At 62.7% G+C, this 24,132-nt stretch carries 14 protein-coding genes; 5 read left to right on the forward strand and 9 right to left on the reverse strand.

The annotated features are described in order from the left end of the window. Window positions 1-39: 39 nt before the first annotated feature. The 3 genes from QQ977_RS02430 to QQ977_RS02440 all read left to right on the forward strand — a co-directional run bounded on the left by QQ977_RS02430 (window position 40) and on the right by QQ977_RS02440 (window position 3,788). Window positions 40-1,794 carry a cation:proton antiporter gene (locus QQ977_RS02430; protein ID WP_285927327.1) on the forward strand — a complete coding sequence of 585 codons (1,755 nt, stop codon included), beginning with the start codon at window positions 40-42 and terminating at the stop codon, window positions 1,792-1,794. Continuing rightward, on the forward strand, window positions 1,787-3,496 hold the full coding sequence (locus QQ977_RS02435) for a cation:proton antiporter (protein WP_285927328.1): 1,710 nt from the start codon (window positions 1,787-1,789) through the stop codon (window positions 3,494-3,496). The genes QQ977_RS02430 and QQ977_RS02435 overlap by 8 nt, the downstream gene beginning before the upstream one ends. 97 nt (window positions 3,497-3,593) lie before the next feature. Then, on the forward strand, window positions 3,594-3,788 hold the full coding sequence (locus QQ977_RS02440; protein ID WP_285927330.1) for a hypothetical protein: 195 nt from the start codon (window positions 3,594-3,596) through the stop codon (window positions 3,786-3,788). Window positions 3,789-3,821: 33 nt separating this feature from the next. Here the strand turns inward: QQ977_RS02440 and QQ977_RS02445 are convergent, their stop codons facing one another. From QQ977_RS02445 to QQ977_RS02475, 7 genes are all read right to left on the reverse strand, one after another. Next, window positions 3,822-5,522 carry a cation:proton antiporter gene (locus QQ977_RS02445; RefSeq protein WP_285927331.1) on the reverse strand — a complete coding sequence of 567 codons (1,701 nt, stop codon included), beginning with the start codon at window positions 5,520-5,522 and terminating at the stop codon, window positions 3,822-3,824. Then, complete coding sequence (locus tag QQ977_RS02450; RefSeq protein ID WP_285927332.1) at window positions 5,515-7,338, reverse strand: cation:proton antiporter; 1,824 nt, start codon at window positions 7,336-7,338, stop codon at window positions 5,515-5,517. The genes QQ977_RS02445 and QQ977_RS02450 overlap by 8 nt, the downstream gene beginning before the upstream one ends. 369 nt (window positions 7,339-7,707) lie before the next feature. After that, window positions 7,708-8,325: a GAP family protein gene (locus QQ977_RS02455; protein ID WP_285927333.1), complete on the reverse strand. Its 618-nt coding sequence runs from the start codon at window positions 8,323-8,325 to the stop codon at window positions 7,708-7,710. Between the two features lie 242 nt (window positions 8,326-8,567). Then, window positions 8,568-10,550: a hypothetical protein gene (locus QQ977_RS02460; RefSeq protein WP_285927334.1), complete on the reverse strand. Its 1,983-nt coding sequence runs from the start codon at window positions 10,548-10,550 to the stop codon at window positions 8,568-8,570. Next, entirely contained in the window at window positions 10,540-11,508 is a 969-nt protein-coding gene (locus QQ977_RS02465; protein WP_285927335.1) for a glycosyltransferase, read from the reverse strand. The genes QQ977_RS02460 and QQ977_RS02465 overlap by 11 nt, the downstream gene beginning before the upstream one ends. Before the next feature lie 2 nt (window positions 11,509-11,510). Then, window positions 11,511-12,578 carry a DUF354 domain-containing protein gene (locus QQ977_RS02470; RefSeq protein ID WP_285927336.1) on the reverse strand — a complete coding sequence of 356 codons (1,068 nt, stop codon included), beginning with the start codon at window positions 12,576-12,578 and terminating at the stop codon, window positions 11,511-11,513. A 48-nt stretch (window positions 12,579-12,626) separates the two neighbouring features. Then, window positions 12,627-14,027, reverse strand: coding sequence for a nucleotide sugar dehydrogenase (locus QQ977_RS02475; RefSeq protein ID WP_285927338.1), 1,401 nt, complete (start codon window positions 14,025-14,027; stop codon window positions 12,627-12,629). A 513-nt stretch (window positions 14,028-14,540) separates the two neighbouring features. Between QQ977_RS02475 and QQ977_RS02480 the strand changes: the two genes are divergently transcribed. After that, window positions 14,541-15,035 carry a helix-turn-helix transcriptional regulator gene (locus QQ977_RS02480; protein WP_345783347.1) on the forward strand — a complete coding sequence of 165 codons (495 nt, stop codon included), beginning with the start codon at window positions 14,541-14,543 and terminating at the stop codon, window positions 15,033-15,035. Between the two features lie 283 nt (window positions 15,036-15,318). Next, complete coding sequence (gene glmS, locus QQ977_RS02485; protein ID WP_285927340.1) at window positions 15,319-17,127, forward strand: glutamine--fructose-6-phosphate transaminase (isomerizing); 1,809 nt, start codon at window positions 15,319-15,321, stop codon at window positions 17,125-17,127. Between the two features lie 421 nt (window positions 17,128-17,548). Here the strand turns inward: glmS and QQ977_RS02495 are convergent, their stop codons facing one another. Further along, window positions 17,549-18,586: a carboxypeptidase-like regulatory domain-containing protein gene (locus QQ977_RS02495; RefSeq protein WP_345783348.1), complete on the reverse strand. Its 1,038-nt coding sequence runs from the start codon at window positions 18,584-18,586 to the stop codon at window positions 17,549-17,551. 366 nt (window positions 18,587-18,952) lie between these two features. Beyond that, window positions 18,953-24,121 carry a DNA polymerase domain-containing protein gene (locus QQ977_RS02500; protein ID WP_285927342.1) on the reverse strand — a complete coding sequence of 1,723 codons (5,169 nt, stop codon included), beginning with the start codon at window positions 24,119-24,121 and terminating at the stop codon, window positions 18,953-18,955. Window positions 24,122-24,132: the final 11 nt, after the last annotated feature.

Genomic DNA, 24,132 nt, shown 5'->3' on the forward strand with positions numbered 1-24,132 from the left:
GACACCGTTAATTTACCCCAATCAGTTCGTCCGCATATAATGGTCTCCGAGGTGGCACTCACGGTCGATCTCGCTATTATCCTCGTGAGTGCAACGCTCGTCGGATTTCTGGCGAAGCGGACGGGCCAGCCGACGGTCATCGCCTACATCGTGACGGGAGTCCTGCTGGGTCCGGCCGCCCTCGGACTCATCGAGGTCACGGATCTCACGGAAACGCTGTCGGAGCTGGGGCTTGCGTTCTTGCTGTTTTTGCTCGGTATCAAGATGCGACTCGAGGACGTCCAGCACATCCTCGCACCGATCGTCAAGATTTCGATTCCCCAGATGATCGCGGTCGCACTCGCGGGTATCGGCGTGTCGCTGGCGCTTGGGTTTGGCGTCTGGGAATCGGTGTTGATCGGTCTGGCGGTCATGTACAGCTCGACGGCGGTCGTCATCAAGATGCTCACCGACAAGGACGAGGCGACCTCGCTGCACGGCAAGATCGACGTCGGCGTGTTGCTCGTCCAGGACATCGTCGTCGTTATTCTGCTCGCGGTGCTCGCAGCTGGCCGCCCGGACGACGCAGCCGAGATCGCGACGACGCTCGTCGTCGTCCTCGTCCTCGTCACGATCATCACCGCCGCGGCCATCGCCGCGTCACGGTTCGTGTTACCGGTCGTGTTCCGCCGCATCGCCGACAACAAGGAAGTCTTCTTCCTCATCGCCATCTCGTGGGCGTTCGTGTTCGTGTTCGTCTCCGACAATATCAACCTCTTTCTCGCGCCGCTTGGGGTCGAGGCGTACATGTCGATCGAGATGGGGGCGTTCCTGGCTGGACTCGCCATCGCACAGTTGCCATACAGCAAGGAGCTGCAAGACCGGGTCAACCCGCTGACCGACCTGTTCGTCATGGTGTTTTTCGTCACGGTCGCGCTGGATCTTGCACCCGAGCAGCTCTTTGCGTACACCCAGGAGGCGATCGTCGCCGCGCTGGTGTTGATGCCCGTCAAGTTCGTCATCTTCTTCTACCTGATCGACTGGCAGGAGTTCAGCCTCGAGACGACGTTTCTCGGGAGTGTCAACATGATGCAGATCAGCGAGTTCGGGATCATCGTCACGGCTGTCGCCGTCGAGGGTAACTTCGTCGAGCCGGAGGTGCTCGGCTTCGTCACCCTGCTTGCGCTGTTTACGATGAGCGCGTCGGTGTACTTCATCGAGTACAACCACCAGCTCTACGACCGTCTCGAGCCTTCGCTCTCGCGGTGGGACACCGACGACGAGTTCGAGGAGGGCAGACGCGAGTATCGCGACCACGCGATCGTCATCGGCTACGACGAGGTGACCCGAAACGTCGTGCCGCTGCTTGCGGAACATTTCGAGGACGTCGTCGTCATCGACCGGACGGTCGATCACGTCGAGACGCTCGAGGCGGAGGGCTACGACGCCATCTACGGCGACTTCCGCAACGCGACGATCCGGAAGGACGCGGCCGTCAAGAAGGCGGCGTTCGCCCTCTCGTCGTCGGTCGAGCCGGCGGTGAACAAGGCGTTGCTCAGAGAGGTGAGCGAGGAGGCGACCGTCTTCGTCGAGGCAGAACGCGTCGAGCACGCACGTGAACTATACGACAGAGGTGCCCACTGTGTCGTCATGAGTCCACAGCTCGCTGGCGATCGATTGGCCGACTACCTCGAGGCGTACCTCCACGAGGACGTCGCGCTCGAGCGGGCTATCGAAGACGACGTCGAGCTGTTGCAGAGTCAAGCGCCATTCCCCGACACGTACGAACGACTCCGAGGTGGTCTCGATGACTGATCTGCTCACGACGGTGGCGATCGTCTTCATCGTCGCAGGCCCCTTTCTGCTGGTTGCCAACCGGTTCCAGCTGCCGACGGTCCCGCTTCTCATCCTCGCAGGCGTCGTCGCCGGTCCGTTCATCGACGAAGAACTCACGCTCGAACTCGCACAGTACGGCATCGCGTTGCTCGTATTCTCCTTCGGGGTCAGCGTCCAGTTTTCCGGCGTTCGGACGGTTTTTCTCGACAGCGAGGTCGTTGCGCTCGGCCAAATTCTCGTGGTCGGCTCACTGGGCGTCGGGTTCGGACTCGTCTTCGGTGTTCCGGTTGAGGAGGCGATTTATCTCGGCATCGCCGCAGCCCTCTCGTCGACAATCGTCGGAACGTCACTGTTCCAGACGGAGATCAGACGGGATCTCGTTCGCGGACGGCTGGCCGAGGCGATTCACCTGGGCCAGGACCTGCTGGCTATCGTGCTGATACTCGTGCTGGCAGCGGAAACGCTCGCTCTCGGTCAGGTCGCACCGCTCGTAGCGTACGGTCTCGGGTTGGTCGTCGCCGCCGTCCTCGTCAATCGATACCTGTTCGACGTCATCGGAGAGTTCGCGGGAGATTCCGACGAACTCATGATCGTCAGCGTTATCTCGCTGCTTGTGGTGTTCGTCGGTGCGGCCGAGTTCGCTGGCGTCTCGATCGTTGTCGGCGCCTTCGCCGCCGGACTTGCAGTCCGTCACGATCCCGTCGAGTACCTCGGACTGTTCAACGGCCTCGAGTCGGTCAGGGACTTCTTCGTCGCGATCTTCTTCGTGACGATCGGCGCGCTCGTCGTCCTGCCGTTCGTCGAGATCGGGTGGAACGAGTCCGTCGAAAAACTGCTTCTCACCGGCGGTATCGTCCTCCTGACTGCTGTCGTGAAGCCGGCGATCACGACGGGCATCCTGATCTACCAGGGATACGAGACACGCACGGCGACGCTGACGAGTCTGAACACCGATCAGGTCAGCGAGTTCTCGTTAATCATCGCGATCGAAGCGGCATTGCTCGGCGTGTTATCGCCGTCGCTGTTCGACGCGATCATTCTCGCCGCCGCCGTGACGATGGTGACCTCGACTATCACCGGTAGCTACAACGAGAAAATCTACCGGGTGCTGGCAACTCACGGAGTGCTCGATGGAACGCACCGGAAAATCGACGAGTGGAGCGACGTTCCCCAGAACACCAGCGATCACGTCATCGTTGTGGGTTACGGTCGGCAGGGACGGCAACTAGTCGAGGCCTGTGAGGATCTCGATCAGCCGTACGTCGTCATCGAGAACGATCCAGTCCGCCGAGACGAGGTCGTCTCGGAGTGTGACGCGTTCGTCTTCGGCGACGCGATGGAGCGGTACACCTGGGAGAAAGCGAACGTCGAGACGGCCCGGATCGCCGTCTCAACTGTCGACTCCGACCCCGTATCCAGGCGCATCCTGTCGTTCGAGTTCGACGCCGACGTCACGCTTCGTGCCAGTGACGAGGAGACGGCGCTCGACCTGCTCGAGGAGGGTGCACTGTACGTCACCGTTCCGGAGCTGCTCGCCGGACAGCGACTGACCCAGTACGTTCAAGAGCTGCTCGAGGGCGATCTAACGCCGGAAGAACTCCGCGAGGAACGGATGGCGGTGCTTGAGGAACGGCCAAGAGTGGGGCATCCTGATAGTACAAACGCGCCCGTGACGAGATGATGAACGACCGTCGTCCGGTCGTCGACGGGCGGTTCGATCGAGAATCGACTGCCGAACGATCGTCAAGCCTTTCGTCGATCCGCGCGAACCGCAACCCGTGTTCGAGTCCGCCGCCGCGATACGGATCCTTCGGAACCTCGTCGTCTACGCCGTCGGTGTCGGGCTGCTCGTCGTCGCAGCACTCGGACTCGCGGAGGCGATCGACGTCTCGGCTGCCGTCGCCGGCGTGTTGTTCACTGTTGGCCTCGCGCTCGTGCTCGTCGTACACGAGTACTTCGGCGGACCCGTGTGATTTTATCCCTGTCGGCGAGACTCACGGCGCGTCTCAGACGCGTTCGTCCCGCGTCGCGAACCCGTACCGTTCGAGCGCCTGGAAATAGTTCCGGTGCTCACGCTCGAGTGTCGACGGGTCCGTTTTCTCGGCGGCGAGAGCGTCGACGGTCACGAGCAGTTGTTCGCCCGCGAGGACGTTCGGCACGGCGACGTGGGTCGCGCCGGACTCGAGCAGTTCGCTCGCTACCTCGGCGGATTCGGATCGCAACAGGATATCGGCGTTGGTCTCGAGTTCGAGGGCCGCCTCCGACACCGGACGGTGGTCCACGGTCGAGCAGACTAACGCCGCGTCCGCTACCTGCGCTTTCATCCACGGATACTCGGCTAGCGCGTCACCGAGGACGTAGTTACGACACTCCGCGTCGAGTTCGTCCCACAGCACCGGATCGTTCTCGAGGACGACGTAGGATCGGCCGAGTTCCTCGAGTGTCTCGACGATGCGGCGGCCGATCCGACCGTAGCCGACCACGACGACGTGGTCCTCGAGGTCGTCGACGCTGCTTCGCTCGTCTACCTTCCGGGTCCGCTGGCCACGGAAGAGTCTGGCGACGACGGTCTCGTAGACGGCGTCCTCGATCCGTCGACCGAGAAACGTCAACAGCATCGTCGCCGCGGCGGCGAGGATGATCGCATCGAACAGCATCGGTGCGATCGTCCCCATCAACAAGGCCTGGATCGCGATGATCAACGCGAACTCGCTGACCTGGTTCAGACTCGAGCCGGCGAGGAACGCGGTCCGGGCGTCGTACCCCTCGTAGACGAACGAGAGGATGTGCACGAGCGGGTTCAGGACGAGCACGAGCGCCGCGAGCGCGAGCGAGATGAGCAGGACCTCGGCCGAGGGGATCGCGACCAGCGCCCCGACGGTGACGAAGAAGATGGCGACGAAGAAGTCCGTGATCGAGTCGATCCCGTTCTGGACCTCCAGTGCCTGCGTACCGTCGCTTCGGATGGCGACACCGGCGGCGAAGGCACCGACGACGATCGAGAGGCCGACGTACTCCGCGGCAGCGAGGAAGGCAATCAGGATCGAGATGCACCCCACGAGCACGAGTTCGCCGTCGCCGTCGGCCAGCCGTACCAGCAGCCGAAACCCGTGCCGGTAGATGAGCAGGCCGGCGACGACGAACAGGACGCCGTACCCGATCTGTGCCGCGACCGCGTCGGCCGTGACGACCTCGGTACTCAGGATCAACAACAACGCGATCGCGACGAGGTCGTCGAAGAAGTGCACCGACGACGCCAGGCGGCCGTGGACGAGGTTCTCCCGGATCTCCGAACCGAGCACGACGCCGCCGACCAGCGAGGAACTCAACACGACGGTCGCGCTGAAGTAGACGGCGTTGCGAACCTGGTGGTCGAACCCCAAGACGTCGCCGAAGGCGTAGCCAGCGGCGAACGCGAGCGGCGCGACGACGATCAGTTGTGTGAACGCCGCGATCTCCGCGTCGCGAAGGACTGACTCGAGGTCGCCGAAGTCGATCCGGATGGCGAAGACGAACACGAGGAAGGCGATCCCCCACTGGGCGAGGACGATGATCTCCTCCTGTGTAACCGCCTCGAACCTGCCCGCGATCAGTCCGGCGATGATGTAAAATGGGATGGGGGAGAGACCGAACTGGTTGGCGATCAGCGACAGTAGTCCCGCGGTCACGAAGACGATGGCCAGGGTGACGACGAGCGCTTCAGTCACGGAACTCACCTCCGGAGCGTCGATCTTCGAGCGCGTCGGGATCGGGGTCGGCGTCGAGATCGGCCGAATCGGTCGGATCAGCGTCGACGCCGGCGCTCGAAGGGGCCTCGTCTTCCCCGAACCGGCGTCTTTCACGTCGCCGCCGCGCCTCAATCGCGTCGACGTCGCGGGCGACGGCGTCCTCGAACGCCGCTCGGTCTGTGACGTACAGTTCGACGTACTCGCTTACCTTCTCGGCGGCCAGGTGGGTACTCATGATGACGTAGGTCGCGCTGCGGTCGTACAGCGCGCGGGCGTCGCCGATTCGCTCCGCCTCGACGAACACCGTCGCCTCGTCGTCGACCTCCGCGAGCAACGCCTCGTTGACCTCCCGTTCGACGCTCGAGCTCAACACGAAGTCGGCGCCTTTGAGGTTCGCCTCTTTGCGAACTTCGGTGTGGCGGAAGTCGCCGAAGACGTAGTCGTATCGCCCCTCTTGCTCGAGTTCCTCGATGTGATCCGTTCGTCGGTCGATGATGACCACGTCACCGAACTCCGCTTCGAGACGCGGCAGGGCGCGCTCGGTGATCTCGTCGTACCCGATTGCGATGGCGTGATCCTCGTAGGTACTGATCTCGGCGTCTTTCCCCTCGTCGGACTCGAACCGCCGGAACCAGGGCTCGAGCCGTTCGTAGATCGTGTGGTTGTACGCGATGATGTAGGTCGAGATCCCCATCGTCAACAGCGCCATCAGGCTCAGGTAGCCGAGCACGTCCGGCCCGATAAGGCCTTGATCGATCGCGAGCGCACCGACGATCAGCGAGAACTCGCTGACCTGGACCATGTTGATCGAACCGAGGAAGGAGGTTTCGACGCCGAACCCCTCGCGGTCGATGAGATAGAACATGATCCAGAAGTTGCCGACCATCAGAACGACCGACGCGACGATCGCCTGCCACCAGTAGGCCAGCAGGCTCGAGAGTCCGTCGATCTGGAGGCCAATGGTGGCGAAGAACACGAGGATGAAAAAGTCCGTGATCGGCGTGATTCGGTCCTCGAGTTCCTTGCTGTAGGGCAGTTGTGCGATGCTAAGCCCCGCCAGAAACGCGCCAACTTTCGGATCGAGGTCGGCGCCTTCGGCGATGGCGACGAACAGAAACGCCCAGGCGATAGCGACGATGAGGAATACGTCCTTGTTGTCCGCGATGCGCCGGAAGAGTCCGGGGAGGATGTATTGGGACGAAAACAGCGAGAAGAGGGCGATAAAGGACATCATCACGAGGATGACGCCGAGCGTCGAGGCGACATCGGCCGCGCCGCCGAGTTCGTCGGCGGCGAACAGTGCGAGGACGACCACGAGGTAGATGTCCTGAACGATGAGGACACCGACGTCGATCTTCCCCGGAAGACTGGTAATCTCATCTTTATCAGTGAGAATTTTGACGATGATCGGGGTCGCGCCGAAGACGGTAGCAAGCGAGATGACGAGAATCTCGGTGGTCCCGAATCCGAGCGTCCACGCTACCAGGAACGCCAGTGCCGTCTGGAGGACGGTTTGCCCGATGGCGACGTTCGTCACCGCGGGGAGGATCTCGCGAATGTCCTCGAACCGCATCTTCAGGCCCAACAGGAAGAGCAGGAACGCGAAGCCGAGATCGGCCATCAACTCGACCAGCCCCTCTTCGGTCACGATATCGAGCGCGACCGGTCCGAGGATGATCCCCGTGAGGATGTACGCGATGATCGTCGGCTGTCCGGTTTGACGGGCGATCAACCCGATAATCGTGGCTACGACGACGATGATCGCGAAGTCGGCGGCGAGTGCGATTTCACTCATCGAGCTATCCGACCCGTTGGTCGGTTTGCTAATCCGGCGGTTATAGGTTGTCGTTCGGACGCCCGTTTTCACCGTTCGTCCCGGCGTTTCACGGCCGGCGAATGTGAGTAAGAAACAAGTATGAGTACCGATAACACGTGGGGTATGGTTGGATGGGCGATACTGTTCAGTATGGTCACTGCGTTTTCGGTGATCATCTGGTACATCCGGTCGGAAGACGTTCTGTATACGGCCTGAAATCGCCACGACGCGTTCCGGCCGTCTACGCGCCAGGACGCATCACCGACCGGAGCCGACGGCCGACTCGGTCGCTCGAGTCCGCTCGAACGGACCGGGCGAATACGACGTGTCCGTGTGACGTCCTCGTTCTCACGCGACGAGATTGTTGATCGTGATCCCGACGAACACCAGGAGCACGACCTCACTTACGATCCACGAATGCGTGTTCATCCAGGTTCGGACCGCCGGCAGCAACGTTTCCGCACGGTCGCCGATCGTAAGCAAGGCGAGCGACGGAAGGGAGAGGAAAAGAAGCGTCAGCAAGACGAAGCCGATAGCGTACCACAGCGGGTCGCCGTGGCTCGCGAGGTAGGTCCCGACGGTGATCGACGTGAGGACGTCGGTCGGGAAAAATCCCATCAGCAGGAATCCGAGCCGAAACGAAAACCGCGGACTCGCAGTCTCCAGTTTCCCCATCCACGCGGGCGGTTCCGACTGTTCGCGTTTCAGATAGGTGTGTGCCATCGCGGCGAGAAGAAAGACGAGCACGAACAGATGGAGCGGCCGATTCGACCCGGTCTGTCGGGTGACGCCGCCGCCGAAAAAATACGCGAGCGTGACGACGAGACTGATCGAGAGGGAGGCACCGAAGACGAACGCGGCCGAATTTCGCCGCCAGTCCTCGCTCGTGGCCAGAAAGATGGCGCTAAGGATCTGTGGTCCCCCGATCATGACGAACACCAGCGGCAGGATCACCAGAACGTTCATCGCTCGAGAGCCCCGTGGGAAGACTCGAGCCGTCGATCGCTGCTCGAGTCGCGTCCTTCACGATCGGGATCGACGATGGCGGTTCGAAAACCACACCTCGGGCGGTGACCGTCGTCGATCGAGTCCACACGTCTCGCGTTCGAGTGCACTGGCTACCAGTACGACGTCTGCCTTCAAAATATTCACCTGTGAGAAGGTGAGTGGGGACCGGAGACAGAGAGTGAGCGCGACCAGCCGATGAATCACGTGGTCGCCGGCGAGGGTGTACACATCGTCACGTCCCCGTTCGTGTAGACGGTCGCCTGATCGGGCCGACAGAGCCGCTCTTGCGAGATCTGTTCGGTCCGGCCGTTCCCGTCGTCGTCGACGAAGTAGACCGCATCGGTCGACTGCGTCGATCGATAAACCACGTAGTCGTGCTCTGCAACGCCATCGTCGGGGACCGTCGCCGTCGTCGTCGACGGGTACGCGCCGGTTCTGGTGATCAACGTATGGTAGGGATGGTCGGTGTACAGCCGCTGATCGGGACGGATCTCGCTCCCGCTCGGCGACCCGGTCAGCTCGGCGATCGATTCGGCTGCTGCGAGTTCGGATTCGTCGTACGCCAGTCGTTCGTGTTGATCCGAAAAGACCGGGTTGTCGGCGTTGCTCTCGGCGGCAAAGATCATCGCACCCGGGTAGACGAGCACGAACACCACCAGGACGGCGACGACGATCGCAGGTGTGAGTTTCCCGCTAAGCGTTCGGAGCCCGATCGCACCGAGGATCGCCATCGGCGCGTAGAGGAACGCGAACCACCGCGTCGGGATGAAGTTGTGAATCCCGAACATCGGCAGCCCGAGTACGAACACGAGCATGAACGCCGTCGCCAACAAGAGCGTAAACACCGACTGTTCGGCACGACGCCTGTGGACGACGTACAGACAGCCGACGAACGTCGCCCCGAGCAAGAACAGAAAGCCGAGGATGTCGATGTAGGGGACGAGCTGTTCGAGCAGTGTCGGCGTCGCTTGTGCAGCCTCGGCATCGGCTTCGTCGGATGGAGAGTCACTCGCGATGTTGAGAAAGCCGGCGGACTCCTCGAGCGTCTCGGTGAAAAAGCTCAGCACCGTCGCCAGAAACGAGTCCTGCCGGTACGGCGTCAGCGACCAGACGAAGATCGTCAGCCCGACGTTGAAGACGACGAGTCCGACGAGGTTGACCGGTTTCTTCACCCGGAAGACGCTCGTGTCGAGTCTCGTCAGTCCGAGTGGGCCGACGACGAACACGAGCTGTGCGACGAACGCCGCCAGTAGCAACACGAGCATGATGAACGTCGACACCTGGTGAGTGAGGATGACGGCAACGCTCAGCAGAAGCAACACGGAGAAATCCCGGATCGTGTACTCGATTCGCATCACCCGCAACAGCGCATACAGCATCCCGAGGAAAAAGACGAGCCCCAGACTCGTCGGGATGAGGTGGATCCCCCACATCGTGACGTGGCTGGCGACGGCATAACACGCCGTTGCCAGGATCGCCCACCGCTGTGAGACGAGCAAGTTCGTGGCTGCATAGACGAGCAAGACGGAAAGCGGCATCACGACTCCCACCGAAAGGATCACCGCGAGTCGGAGCGGGACGTCGTAAATCAGCGCCGACGCAGCCACCAGGAGGTGATAGAACGGCGACGCGTAGTGTTTGTCATCGGAGATCGCACCGAGCGATCGCTCCGTCAGGATCGCGTGTGTGAGCTCCGCGTGAGTCCAGATGTCGATTCCGACGTACCCCGGCGTCGCATACAGCGCGGTAAACCGGAGGACGAACGCGAAGACGACGATCTGAACGAGCATCATCCCCGGATGGAACTCCCGATCGTCCGCGAAGACGATCTGGCCGATCAGGAGAGTCCCGACGACGCTCGCCAACCCGAAGAAAAGCGGCGTTCGGGTCCCCTGGATCACGGTTACCGTCACGAGTACCGCAAGTCCCGTCAGAACGATACTCGGGAGTGCAAGCGTCACCCTCGCCGGAAGCGTCGGCAACGACCGGGTGCCGTCGTCCTGATACAGCGCGAGGAGATACAACACACACGCGGTTCCGAGCAGTATCGGAACCGTATTCAGATAGACCTGGGAGGTGAGAAATCGCAGCGGAAAGAGCACTACCGCGACCAGCAGACCACAGATCGCCGCGACCGTATCGAGACGCAACGGACGCAGCTCCGACAGCGACCTATACGCCATGGCTGACACCCGTTCGATGGTCGAGACCGTCGCCTCGCTGGAGCACCCGGCGGTAGACGTCGAGGAGACGATCCCCGAGCGACTCGAGTCCGAGCCCATCGATCACGTTCCGACCGTCGGATCGGCCCCCGTCGGCGAGAAGTCGCTCGAGGCCGGCGACGAGTTCGTCGTCGTCGTCGCTTACGATACAGCGTGTCACCCCCTCGAGCGTCTCCCGGACGAAGCCGACGTCGGTCGAGACGATCGGCAGGTTACACGCAGCCGCTTCCTTGACGACCATCGGGCCGCTTTCACGTTCCGACGTGACGAGGAGGACGTCGCTCGCGTTCATGTAGTACGGAATTAGCTCGTACTCGACGTTTGACACCGTCCGCAGGTCGACGTCGGCGTCGACGTCTGCCCGCTCGAGGAGCCGTCTCGCTCGCGGGAAGTCCTTGACCGACCGGGTCCGGTCGTACGGAAAGAGTGCGATCGGGCGATCGGTGTCCCAGCCGACGCGTTCGCGGGCCTCTCCTCGCGGGATCGGCCTGAACAGGTCGGTGTCGACGCCGAACGGGATCAGTTCGTGTTCGGTCTCGAGTTCGGCCGACATCGCCGGGCTCGGGACGATCGCGGCGTCCGACCGGCGGGCACCGAACCGGCTCAACGAGCGAAGCCAGGAGCGCTCGCTCATCAGGTCCGTCCCCCACAGGGTCACGACGACCGGCCGGACCGGCTGGGCGATCGCGAACGGGGCGACGAGCCCGTAGTTCGCGTGTACCAGGTCGTACTCTCCGGATCGGATCGCCGACAGCACCCTCCGGTAGAACGTCGCGTACGCCGTCGGCGGGCGGGACGAATCACCCCCGTGCTCGCCGGGGACGCCGAGGACTGTACAGTCGATGCCACGATCTTCGAGTACGGCGACCTGCTGGTCGAAAAACGGCCGTGGCGACGTGACCAGCTGTAACACGTGCATCGTTATCCCGTGTTGGCGACAGGCGGCGTTCGGTCGGTCCGATGTGATCGCGCGAGCGTTTCGAGCTGTTGGACGACGAGATCCGCCACGTCGATCTGGTCCTCGAGCAGTCGTTGGCGACGCCGTACCCACGTGCTTCGCGGCTGTTCGACGATCGACGCGGCCCGCTCGAGTCCGCGGACGTGTCGCTTCGCGCCATGGAAGCCGAACAACAGACCGTACTTCCCCCCGAGCTCGTCCGTATACCCGAGCGAAAGGGGGTTTACGTACACTGCCGGCGTGCCGAGGACGGCCGCCTCCGCGGCGGTCGTCGCCCCTTCGCTCAGGACGACGTCGGCGTAGGCGAGCAGGTCGTGCATTCGATCGGGCGACGTCGTGAACTGGTAGGATTCGAGTTCGGGCGGTAGCGTTCCTTCTGCCGCGAGTAAGACCCGCAAGCCAGCGTCCTCGAGCCGATCGACGATTGCACCCGGTTCGTCGACGCCGCCGTGGCCGACGTCGTGTGAGGCCTGCCAGCTACTCAGCCGAACGACAGCGTATCGGTCCTCGTAGCCCAGCCCGACCGCATCGAGAACGGCCGGATCGGGAGCGAACCGGTCGGGATGGAGGTACGCGAGTTCGTGATAGCCCGGATAGGTCACCTGCTTCGGCCCGAGGTCGTCCCGGTAACACTCCGGCGTACAGATCACGTCCGCGAACGGGTACGCGAGTGTCGTAACGAACGTCGCGTGTTCGGTGTCGTAGTAGACCAGGCTCTTCGCGCGTGTCATCGACCCGACGTGTGAGGCGGCGACGCCGCCGATCGCCGTAACCACGTCCGGGTCGATCCGGCGTACCCGCCGCAGGAGCCGCGTCTCGTAGGTCGCTTGCACCGCTGCGAGCGAGACCAGCGAATTCGATTCGCCGGCCAACACCTCGTGATCGATGTCGTAGGCCTCGAGGAGGTCGATCGCCACGTCGTTTTCGCGTGCGAAGACGGAGACCTCGTGGCCGCGAGCCGTGAGCTCCTCGATCGGGTGGCGAAAGAAGTGAACGTGACCGGGATGTTGAATCGTAACCACGATTCGCATCTCACGCCACCTCCGCGTCCCCGATGCCGTCTCGGTGCGCGCTCATGGTCACACCCTCCGGTAGAGAAACCCCGCCTCGACGGCCGACGCCTCCTCGAGTGCACCCGTCACGTCGATCAGTGCGGGGTCGGGTTCCAGTTCGGATGCGACAGCCTCGAGATCCAGCTGCTCGAACTCCGCGTGTGGCGTCGCGAGCAAGATGGCGTCGAATCCCTCGAACGAGAGCGTCGACTGTACGTCGATGTCGAACGCGTCTCGGACCGCGTCGTCGTCCGCGAAGGGGTCGAAGCCCGCGACGTCGACGTCGTACTCCGCGAGGCTGTCGACGACGTCGGCGACCTTCGAGCTCCGGATGTCGGCGACGCCCGGTTTGTACGACAGTCCAAGCACCAGTACGCGACTCTCACGCAGCGTCTTGTGACACCGATTGAGCGCCTTGATCGTCAGTTCGGCGACGTGGTCGGGCATCGACTCGTTTACCGTTCGGCTCGTCTGCAGAAGTTCCGGCTCGAACCCCTCCTGGGCCGCGCGGTACGCAAAGAAGTACGGATCGACCGGAATGCAGTGACCGCCGACCAGCCCCGGCCGGTAGTCGTGGAAGTTCCACTTCGTGCCGGCGGCCTCGAGGACGGCTTGGGTGTCGACGCCCATCCGCTCGAGCGCCATCGAGAGTTCGTTGACGAACGCGATGTTGAGATCGCGCTGGGCGTTCTCGACGACCTTGCACGCCTCGGCGACCTCGATCGACGGCGCACGGTAGACGCCCGCATCGACGACCGACTCATAAAGCGCCGCCACGTCCTCGAGGACGGTCTCGTTCTGTGCACTGACGACTTTGACGACGTCCTCGAGACCGTGATCCGGGTCGCCCGGCGTGGCGCGTTCCGGCGAGTACCCGACGAAAAAGTCCTCGGCGGCAGTGAATCCGGACGCCTCCTCGAGTGCTGGAACGAGCACCTCACGAGTCGAGCCCGGGTAGACCGTCGACTCGAGGATCACCGTCGTTCCCGGTTTCATCTTCGAGCCGACCGTCGCCGCGGCGCTCTCGACGTAGCCGAGGTCAGGCCGATCGTTGCCATCGATCGGCGTCGGGACGGCGATGACGACGTAATCCGCCTCGCCGATTTCGGCCGCATCGGAGGTGTACGAGATAGCATCGTGTTGCACCCGCTCGTCCGAGAGATCGCCCGTCGTATCGACGCCGCGTTGCAGTCGATCGATCGTCCCGTCGTCGACGTCGTATCCGATCACGCGGTAGTTCGACTGCGCAAAACCGACCGCAAGCGGCAACCCGACGTAACCGAGCCCGACGACGCAGATCGTCGTCTCCCGTGTCGACCGTTCCTCGGTACGCTCGAGAGCGGTTTCGCTGTTCGTCGCGTCGAACGCATATCGGTCGCTCGCTCGATCGTCGTCTCGCTCGTCCGCGTCGTTGATTATCGTGGTCATGGCTGATACGTTCCGTGGCCGTCACACGCGATCGTGTGACCGGGCTTCGATCGGTACGGGTACGCCCCGAAACCGGCGGGGGTACGCCTCGAGTTCGTTGACTCGTCCGGGCCAGTTTACTATACCACGAATAAACAGTTGCAGCAGTACGACCGGTCGACGTCCCCGTCGCTTCGGGGCCACTATCGGATTCGCCGGACCAAAGTTGATGCAATGGTACGGATCCTTAGAACGTTGTTAAGCCCGCTGTATCAGTCTATAATGAAGGTCCCGTAGCTCCCGTTATCGATGCGGTCGGCGTCGCTCACGGTCGCCGTGAGCGAGTCAGTCGACCGTAGTAGAACTGCGAAACCCATGGTGTCATATCTCCCGACCGGAGTCGGAACCGCACTCGTGTCGAGCCCAACCACCACTGTGTCGGTCGAGACGGTTCCGCTCTCGACGTCTTATGGCGCGTACGCGGTTGTATCGTCGCTCGGGATCGGCGACCGATCAGGGGGGTCGTCGTCCTGGATGCAGCCGCTTCGCGCGGCGTGGTCCTGGGAGATGGCCCTGGTCGCGGTTCTCTTTTTATTGATCGGTGTACTCGTCGCGTTACGCGCGACAGAAGTGCTTTCAGAACGCGACGTCGACATTCCGTTTCGTTCGACGGTTACGGGCGTGACGAACGAACCGGGCGAGACGGACCGCTCGCAACCCGACGATCGCTCGGGCTACGAACGGTACCTCTCACCGGAGACGCCGCCGGAGCTTTTAAGCGACGAGGGAAAGGTCGTTCGGCTGCTCGTCGCAAACGACGGATACGTTCGCCAACACCAGATCGCCGACGAGACCGGATGGTCGAAGTCGAAAGTGAGCCGTATCTGCTCACAGATGCACGCCGAGGGGACGATAGAGAAACGATCGATCGGTCGCGAGAACGTCATCACCCTGGCCGAAGTCGAACTAGACGAATACGGCTCCGACGACGTCGAAAATCCGTTCTCTCGTAATTCGGGCACTCGATAACGACGATCGCCCGGCTCGAAAATTGTCGCAGCTGAAACCGTCTTTCGTACGGTATAACCCATGGCGACCGTCTTATCCGTCGTATAGTAATGGCTGCTGTTTCCCTTAGCAGCGCGTGGAGACCCCCGCCCGTCCAGCAGTGGACGACACGCGGGTAGGTGATACCAATGACACGGAACAGTACTGCACTCCGGGCAGCGGTCTCGAACCGATCCAGTACGATCAGGACAGCCGCTCGTCGGCACCCCCAGGACGTGCCATCCCGGGAGGGGGTGGGCGGCTGATGTGTGGCATCATCGCACGGGTCGGTGACGGCAACGCGACGGAGACGCTGCTTTCGGGACTCGAGAACCTCGAGTACCGGGGGTACGATTCGGCGGGGATCGCGGTTCAGAACGGATCGGGCGTCAAGGTTCACAAGTGCTCCGGCGACGTCTCCGACCTCGAGTCGACGCTCGATTCCCGTCCGTCCGGAAACGTCGGGATCGGGCACACGCGCTGGAGCACGCACGGGCCGCCGACCGACGAGAACGCACACCCGCACACGGACACGGCAGGCGACGTCGCAGTCGTCCACAACGGCGTCATCGACAACTACGATCAGCTCAGGACGGAACTCCAGGCAAACGGCCACGTGTTCGAAAGCGACACCGATACGGAAGTGATCCCACATCTCATCGACGAGTACCGGGAGACGACCGGCGACACCGAACAGGCGGTTCGGCGAGCCGTCGACACGCTCGAGGGCAGCTACGCCATCGCTGCGATCGTCGACGGTGAAGAACGGATCTACGCCGCACGCAAGGGATCGCCGCTCGTTCTCGGAGTCGACGACGAGGAGTGGTTCCTCGCGAGCGACGTCCCCGCATTCCTCGAGTACACCGACGAGGTGATCTACCTCGAGGACGGCGACCTCGTCGTCCTCGAGCCCGACTCCTACCGGCTCACCGATCTCGAGGGCAATCCGATCGATCGGTCGGTAGACACCGTCGACTGGGATCCAAAAGACGCCGGGAAAGGCGAGTACGATCACTACATGAAAAAGGAGATCCACTCCCAGCCGACGGCGCTCTCGAACACGATCGAGGGCCGGATAGACGACGGCGACGTCGACTTCGCGGACCTCCCGCCCGGCGCGTTCGCCGACGTCGAGTCCGTCCAGCTCGTCGCCTGCGGGACGTCGTATCACGCGGCGATGTACGGCGGACAGCTGTTACGAGCGGCCGGCATCCCGGCGACGGCCCTCCGTGCGAGCGAGTACGAATCGGTCGCAGGCCCGGTCGACGAGAACACGCTCGTCGTCGCGGTTACCCAAAGTGGCGAAACTGCCGATACGCTCGAGGCCGTCCGGACCGGCAGCGCTCGAGGTGGGCGGACGCTCGCGGTCACCAACGTGGTCGGCTCGACCGCCGCACGCGAGACCGACGAGGCGATCTACATCCGAGCCGGTCCGGAAGTCGGCGTCGCAGCGACGAAGACGTACTCCTCGCAGGTCGTCACGCTCGCGTTGCTCTCCCAGCGCATCGCCGCGGACGTCCCCGATGCGACGCCCGCCGACGACCGGGCGGCGATGCTCGATGCGCTCGCGGACCTGCCACGACACGTCGAGACGGTCTTAGAGACGAGTCGGGCCGAAACGCTCGCAGCGGAGACCCTCGAGAGCGAGGCGTACGTCTTCGTCGGCAACGGGTTCGGCCACTCGGTGGCACTCGAAGGGGCGTTGAAGTTCAAAGAGATCACGTATGAGCACGCGGAGGGATTCGCCTCGGGGCAGCTCAAACACGGTCCGCTCGCGCTCGTGACCGAAGAGACACCCCTGTTCGCGGTCTGTACGGGTGGTGACGACGAGAAGACGAAGACGAACGCGATCGAGGCCCGCTCGCGCGGTGCGCCGGTCGTCGCCGTCGGCCCCGACGACCATCCGCTCTGTGACGTCGCGGACGCTCACCTGTCGGTGCCCGAAACGCATCCGGTCTGGGCAGGGCTGCTCGCGAACGTCCAGTTACAGCTGCTTTCTTACTACGCTGCGAAGCTGCTCGAGCGACCGATCGACAAGCCGCGCAACCTCGCAAAGAGCGTGACGGTCGAGTAAGTTCTTCCGCCCTCTGAGAACGAATTTTCTGCCGTTCCGATCCGACTCTGTGCGCGGACACGTGTTACTTGTTGGGTGGCGGGCCTGCCATCGTGACGTGGTTTGTGTCATCGGGTGTCGGCGTCCTCCCCGACCGCAAGGGTCGGAGCATCCGTCTTGTACCGCCTGTGAATATAGCGCGCGAAGTCACCTCCGTCAAGCGTCGAACCGGACACCTGCAGTCGGTTCAACTCCCGCGTTCAGGCTTGATACTGCCGGACGTGAGTCGTGAACGATTCTCGACGCCCCGGGTGGCGAGAATCTTCACACAGTTACGTCCGATAGTATGAGGAATCCTTAGTACCGTTCCAAGCGTCGACTGATGAGTGAAACCGGTCAACCGCACTCGGTTTCACCCATCAGTTCAGGCTTTGAACGCCACTTAGTCTTCCTCGAGCGTTAACGTGACCGTTTCGTCGTCGCCGTCGATCTCGACGTCTTCCGTCGTCGCGTCGTAGTCGTCGGCGTCTGCAGTCACCGTGTACTCGCCGTCGTCGAGATCGTCGAACTCGGCTTCGCCATCGTCGTCGACGTCCTGCTCGTCGTCCGGACCGAACCCGATACCGAACCCAGCGTCCTCGAGTTCGACGGTGGCGTCGTCGATCGGATCCCCGTCCTCGTCTTCGACCAGGACCGTCAGCGCGTGCGTGTCGTCATCATCTTCTTCGAGCGTCAGCGCAATCGTCTCGTCGTCGCCGTCGATCTCGACGTCTTCCGTCGCCGCGTCGTAGTCGTCGGCGTCTGCAGTCACCGTGTACTCGCCGTCGTCGAGGTCGTCGAACTCGGCTTCGCCATCGTCGACGACGACCTGTTCGCCGCTCGAGTCGCCCTCGAGTTCGACGGTGGCGTCGTCGATCGGATCCCCGTCCTCGTCTTCGACCAGGACCGTCAGCGCGTGCGTGTCATCATCGTCGTCCTCTTCGAGCGTTAGCGTGACCGTTTCGTCGTCGCCGTCGATCTCGGCGTCTTCCGTCGTCGCGTCGTAGTCGTCGGCGTCTGCAGTCACCGTGTACTCGCCGTCGTCGAGGTCGTCGAACCCGGCTTCGCCATCGTCGGCGACGACCTGTTCGCCGCTCGAGTCGCCCTCGAGTTCGACGGTGGCGTCGTCGATCGAATCCCCGTCCTCGTCTTCGACCAGGACCGTCAGCGCGTGCGTGTCGTCACCGTCGTCCTCGGTTTCGTCTCGCTCGTCGTCGTCACCGTCGTCCTCGGTTTCGTCTCGCTCGTCGTCGTCGGTTTCTTCAGGATCGTCCTGGTCGTCCCGCTCGTCGTCGGTCTCGTCTACGTCGTCGCCGTCTGCATCGTCATCGGTACCATCGTCCGTCGTGTCGTCGTCGCCAGCCGGCTCCGGATCCGAATCCGGTTCGCCCCACTCGTCGCTCACCTGTCCGAGCGAGTTGCTGACAGTCGCACCGCCCATAGCGAGTGCCAGTCCGGCTACGAGCAACACGATACCGCTGACGGTGAGAAATACCTGGACACTCGTTTGTATCGACCGAGTCGAACCCTGCTGTCGGACGTTTCGTCTCATTGTCGGTATCGGAGTGCAGTACAGCGTTCGATCGATCAGACCGCCGTCCACAGGAGGGTTCCCGTGGTGTACGCCGTGGTATCGGCCCGTGCTGGACTGGGCGGGGTGTTCCGTTGGCCGCAATCTCGACAGCGTACAGACACAGACGGTTGCATCGCTTGCAGTTGCGATAGCAGGGCGGTTCACTATACGGCGGATAAAACGGTTTCACTGACCGAAATGGCCGTACGGAACACGACCCGTTGCGGTGTCAGTCTACATGAAGCTGTCCAGTCCGGTCTGTTCCTGTCCGGACTCGACTTCCTCCCAGGAGACGTCAAGTGCCTCGAGAATGCGTTCGATCGGTCCCTTGAGCGTCTTCTCGAGCATCTTGTCGTAGTCGACTTCGAACGCTTCGGGGATCTGGTCTTCGTACTCGAAACAGATGACGTCCGGATCCCGTTTGAACGAACCGTACAGCGGATCGGTGCGGGGATCGAGACCACGTTCGTCCTCGACGCGCTCGAAGTAGCCGGGATCGACGCGCTCGAGGTAGAGTCGCTTGGGTTTGCTCCCACGCTGGACGTTCGTCCCCAGAAGCAGGTTCGCGTACTTCGCTCCCCGAACCTGTGCCGTGTCGGTGTCGTAGTCGTCCAGTCGCTTGCCGATGCCGCCCGGAATGGCGATCTCCTCGAGGCTCACCTCGCCCGCCTGGAACTCCTCGATGACGCCGTTGACGTACGCTTTGACGGCCTCGACGTCGCCTTCCGTGACGACGGTCTCGATGACCTGGTGTTGAACCTCCTTCGTGATCGGCGCGATGTCCGAGCGCTGATACTCGAAGCCGGTAATGTCGATGTCGTCGACCTCCTTGCCCTCCTTCCAGACGATGTGGCCGGCGTAGCGTTTTTTCTTGCCGGCCTGAAAGAATCGACGATAGAGCTTCTCGAACTCGATCTGAAAGCGATGTTCAGCGGCGTTCAACTCCTCGCGTGCAAAGTCGTCGTAGCGGCCGTTGACGTACTCCTCGATATCGAACGATTGCTCGATGGCGTCGTCGACCGCGACGTCCGAGTCGAGCTCGAGCATGACGCTGTCGGTATCTCCATAAGCCACCTGATAATCAAGCTCCTCGGCAGCGGTTTCGGTGAATTCGATCACCTCGCGGCCTGTCGCCGTAATTGCTGCGGCCGCTTCTTTGTCATATAGTCGGAATTGTTCCCAACCCGACACGCCGTACAGGGACTGTCCGACGAACTGGAACGTGCCGTTTCGTCCCGCGAGCAGGGTGTGGTTGTCTTCGACGGTGACACAGTACACCCCGTTTTCGGCCTGGCTCCGGGATCCGCTCCGGTGCATCCGGAGCGTGTTCTTCGACGCTTCGGTCACGTAGATCCGCCACGAGCCACTGTCACGGCTGTAGTTCGCCGTCAGCCCGAGATGGGCACAGAGCCGGAGGACGTCGTCCCGGAGCCGTTCGCTTGCGGTCGAGTACCGCCACGAGTTCACCTGCCGATCGCCGTCGCCGTCGACGAGCGTCTCGAGGAACAGCCGTTTCTGTCGTCGTGAGCGGTCGAAGACGAACTCCGGGATTCGCTTTTCGAAACTGTCGCCGCCACAGCAGTCCTCGAGGAAGTCCCCGAGCAGTTTCGACGTGAACTGGTAGGACTGGTCGTCGACGTAGTAGTCAAGCTCCATCCTCTCGAGCAGGTCGCCGATCGACGCGTGGTGGTCGACGCCGCCGTCGGCGACGGCCGGTCGGTCCTGGGCGACTTTGACCGTCGTCGATGAGCCCCGGACGTTCTCGCCGAATTCCTTTCGGTCGGAGGTGTAGACGTTCCCCTCGGTGACGTACCATGCGAGCAACTGGAGGACGTCGTCGCCGTCGTAAGTCCGTGGAATCCACTTCCGTCCGGATTCTCGGTGGATGTAACTCGTCTCACAGACCTCCTCGATGTAGTCGCGATGCTCCTCGAACTCCGCGGCGGTGAAGACGTACCCGACCTCGCCGACGTCGGCTTTGGGCACCCGGCGGGGCGTCCAGCCGAGTTCGGCGGTAAACGTGTGGCCGTGGACCGACGGCCGGACCCAGACCTCGTACTCGCCGGCGACGAACTCGGTGAGATCGACGTCCTCGAGGTCCTCCCCCTCGGGCCCGTCCCAGTCGTGGGGCAGTTCGTAGTTCGTCGCCCGGTCGAGGTCGCCGGCCTCGACGAACCGGTACTCGTCGTCGGTGATCCCGTTGGTCTCGTTTTTCCGGACGAGCATCCGGTGGTTCGGCGTCACGCGGAAGTCGATCTTGCTCGTCTCGATGTCGACGAGCTCGCCGTCGTAATCGGGGTAGGTGTGGGTCTCGACGACCGGTTTCACCTCCATCTGTAGCGTCTCCGGATCGAGCGAGTACACCTCGTCGCCGACCTCGAGGTCGGTGATCCCGCAGACGCCGTCGGGCGTCAACACGTTCGTATCCGGGGTAAAGCAGTTCATGATGACCTTCACGGCACCCTGCTGGCGGTCGTACTGCTCGTACTCGGGCGTCCCGGGCTCGTGTTCGTTTCGCAACGCCTTCTTCTCCTCGCGCTCGGCGAGCAGCTCCGTAATCATCTCGCGGTTGACGCCGTCGGGCTCTTTGCGGAAGTGGGTGGGCTCGGGTTCGGTGGGCGCGACGAACGTCTCCCCGTCGTAGGCGTCGGGATCGACCTTCGTCTCCGGGGATGCGTTAACCGTTGTCATGCACATCGGATACAGTGACTGACCGACCCACTGGAAGTTTCCACCCCGCCCCGCGAGAACGACGTGGTTCTCCGCGGTGGTAACGCAATACACGTTCCCATCGTGGGATTCGACGGTTGCGTTCGAGGACTTCTTGAACGAGCCGCGCTTTCCAACGGAGACGTACCAGGTTCCGTCCTTCTGTTTCGATACTGTCGGTTTGTGGCCACATCGAACCGCGAGCCGCGAGACGGCACGCATGAGGTGGTCGCTTTTCGTCCAGAACTTTCCGAGTCCGGACTCCGCCCGTTCGCCATCGCCATCGATCATCGTCTCGAGAAGGCCCGAAAGATAGTCGGCATCGAGGGTGAATACCCATTCGGGGAGGCACTTGGTCGCGTACCCGTTCCCGCAGTTGTCCTCGAGCCACTCGAACAGGTACCGGTTCGAGACGTTGATTCCCCGCTGGTCGACGGTATAGTTGATGCCCATCCGATCGAGGAGCGACCGGATTCGGTCGCGATGAGGACCGTTGGACTGATGGATCGTCAGCCGATCGTTACCTCGGTCGAGACTTCCCTCGGTGACGTACCAGCCGAGAAACTCGAGCCAGTCGGCCATTTCGAAAGACAGTGGCGTTTCACGGTGTTTTTTTCCGTATTTCAGGAAAACGTCGGCGGCGTGGCTCCGCACAGCCGCCTCGTGTTCGCGGAACACGGATAGTGGGACGAGATATTTACCGACCGCTTTCTCGATGCCCATTGCAGCCGACGATCCGTGAACGAGGTCGAGCGACGACTCGACCGCGTCGGGCACTCGATGACGGAACGAGCGGAGATCGTCGTCGGTGTAGACGACTACGTGCCCACCCGCAACGTCCTCGTAGAGATCGAACGTCTCCGGAGTGGCCCCGGGCATCGGCTCGTGGTTCGGAAACGCGAACCGGTCGGTTTCCGGGATGTCCCGATACTCGAGGAACTCGAAATCGTCCGGCTCGAGTCCGTCCCAGCCCCGGGTATTCGAGACCAGGAATCGATGGTTCTCGGTTACTTTGAGGTCGTGGGTATTCCCGCTGAGATGGTGGAGACGATCGAACCGGTTCTCGTATTCGTGTGTTTCGGCAACCGGTGTTATCTCACACTCGAACGTGTCCGGATCGAGCGTATATACGTCGTCACTGACCTCAAGATCCTTGATATTCTTCGGACCGTCGGGTGTCAGTAGTTCTGTGTCGCCGCTGAAGCACTTCAGGTCCAGAACCGTCACATTTTCTTTAACCCCCGTGATCGGCTCGAACACCGCCCCGCCCTCGTACTCCTCACCGCCTTCCTGCTGGCCCTTCGAGGGGAGCACGAACCGGCCGTGGGCCTCGTGGAGGACGTACATGTCGACCGCGTCGCCCGGCGTCGGCGCGTCCTCGAGTTTGCAGCCGACGAACGAGCGCACCTCGTCCCAGAAGGGGATGATCTCCTGCTGGCGGTCGAGTTCGACACAGAGTTCGACGTCCCGGAGGTTGTACTCGAGTAAGCGTTCGGGGTCGTCCTCCCAGAGGTCGCCGATGTCGCCGGGGTAACGTTCCTTGCCGACGCCGAGTTCCTGTTCGCCGACGGCGTCGAGCCGATAGGAGTCCAGTTCCGAGAAGACCATCCGCTGGTAGCCATACAGCAGGTCGAAGACGACCCGCCCTTTCACGTCGGGGCCACCCCAGCCGCTGCGCCAGACCTCGTTCACCCGCGAGAGCCGATCCGGTTCGAGGTCGTAGTCGTGGTGGGGACCGTTCAGTTCCTCGAGGCGATCGAGGAAGTACGGAGCGTCGAAATCCTCGAAATTCCACCCTGTAAGGACATCTACATCAACGTCGTCGACGTAGTCGAGGAACGCCTCGAGCATGGCCTCCTCCTCGGTGAAGGTCCGTACCTCTCGATCGATCTCGCCTTCGATCGGCTCGTAGCCAGCGAGGTCTTCGGGGATCGGCCCGTCGCCGTCGGGGGCGTCGTAGAGCCAGACGACGTACTCGTCGCGGTAGGAGTCGTGGCTGGTGAGACAGACGATCGGTTCCTCGCCGTCCTCGGGAAAGCCCGAGCGGTCGTCGACCTCGATGTCGAAGGTGAGCACGCGGGGGTCGGCGTCGACCTCGGCGGCCTCGACTTCCTCGTGGGGGACGACGAGCGAGCCGTCCTCCGCCCGGCGTTCGGGCACCCGGATGCCGCTGCGGACGTCCTTGTCGATCAGAAAGCGGTTGGGAAAGAGGACGTCGGCCTCGTAGTGCTCGAAGTCGTCTCTGACCTGGCCGACGTCGCGTGGCGTCTGGCCGAAGATCTTGGTGAGGTTCTCGCCACGGATGCTCTCGTAGGGTTCGCCATCGTGGTCTAGCTCACGGCTGCCGGTGATCCGGTCGTAGGCCTCCTCGGGTGGTCGCTCGAGCGTCTCCGTCGGCGCGTAGAAGTAGGGGCGAAAGCCGACGACCTGGACGTGCTCTAAGTCGTCGTCGGTCGTCCGGCCGAAGACGTGCATGATCGGCCGTTCGTCGTCGCCGTAGCCGGCGATCGTGTAATCGACCTGCATCACGGCGAGTTCGCACTCGCCGTTGGCTTCGGGCAGAGTCTCTTCGATCGGGTCGACCACGTCGTAACCCACACCCCCGCCGTTACCGGCGACGTGTTGTGCCTCTTCGATCAGCCGGTCGTCGGGTCCGGTGAACTCGTCGAGCCCGGTCTGCCCCTCGTCGGTCATAGTGCTGGCGT

This window comes from Natrialbaceae archaeon AArc-T1-2 (assembly GCF_030273315.1).
In the GTDB taxonomy this organism is placed as follows: domain Archaea; phylum Halobacteriota; class Halobacteria; order Halobacteriales; family Natrialbaceae; genus Tc-Br11-E2g1.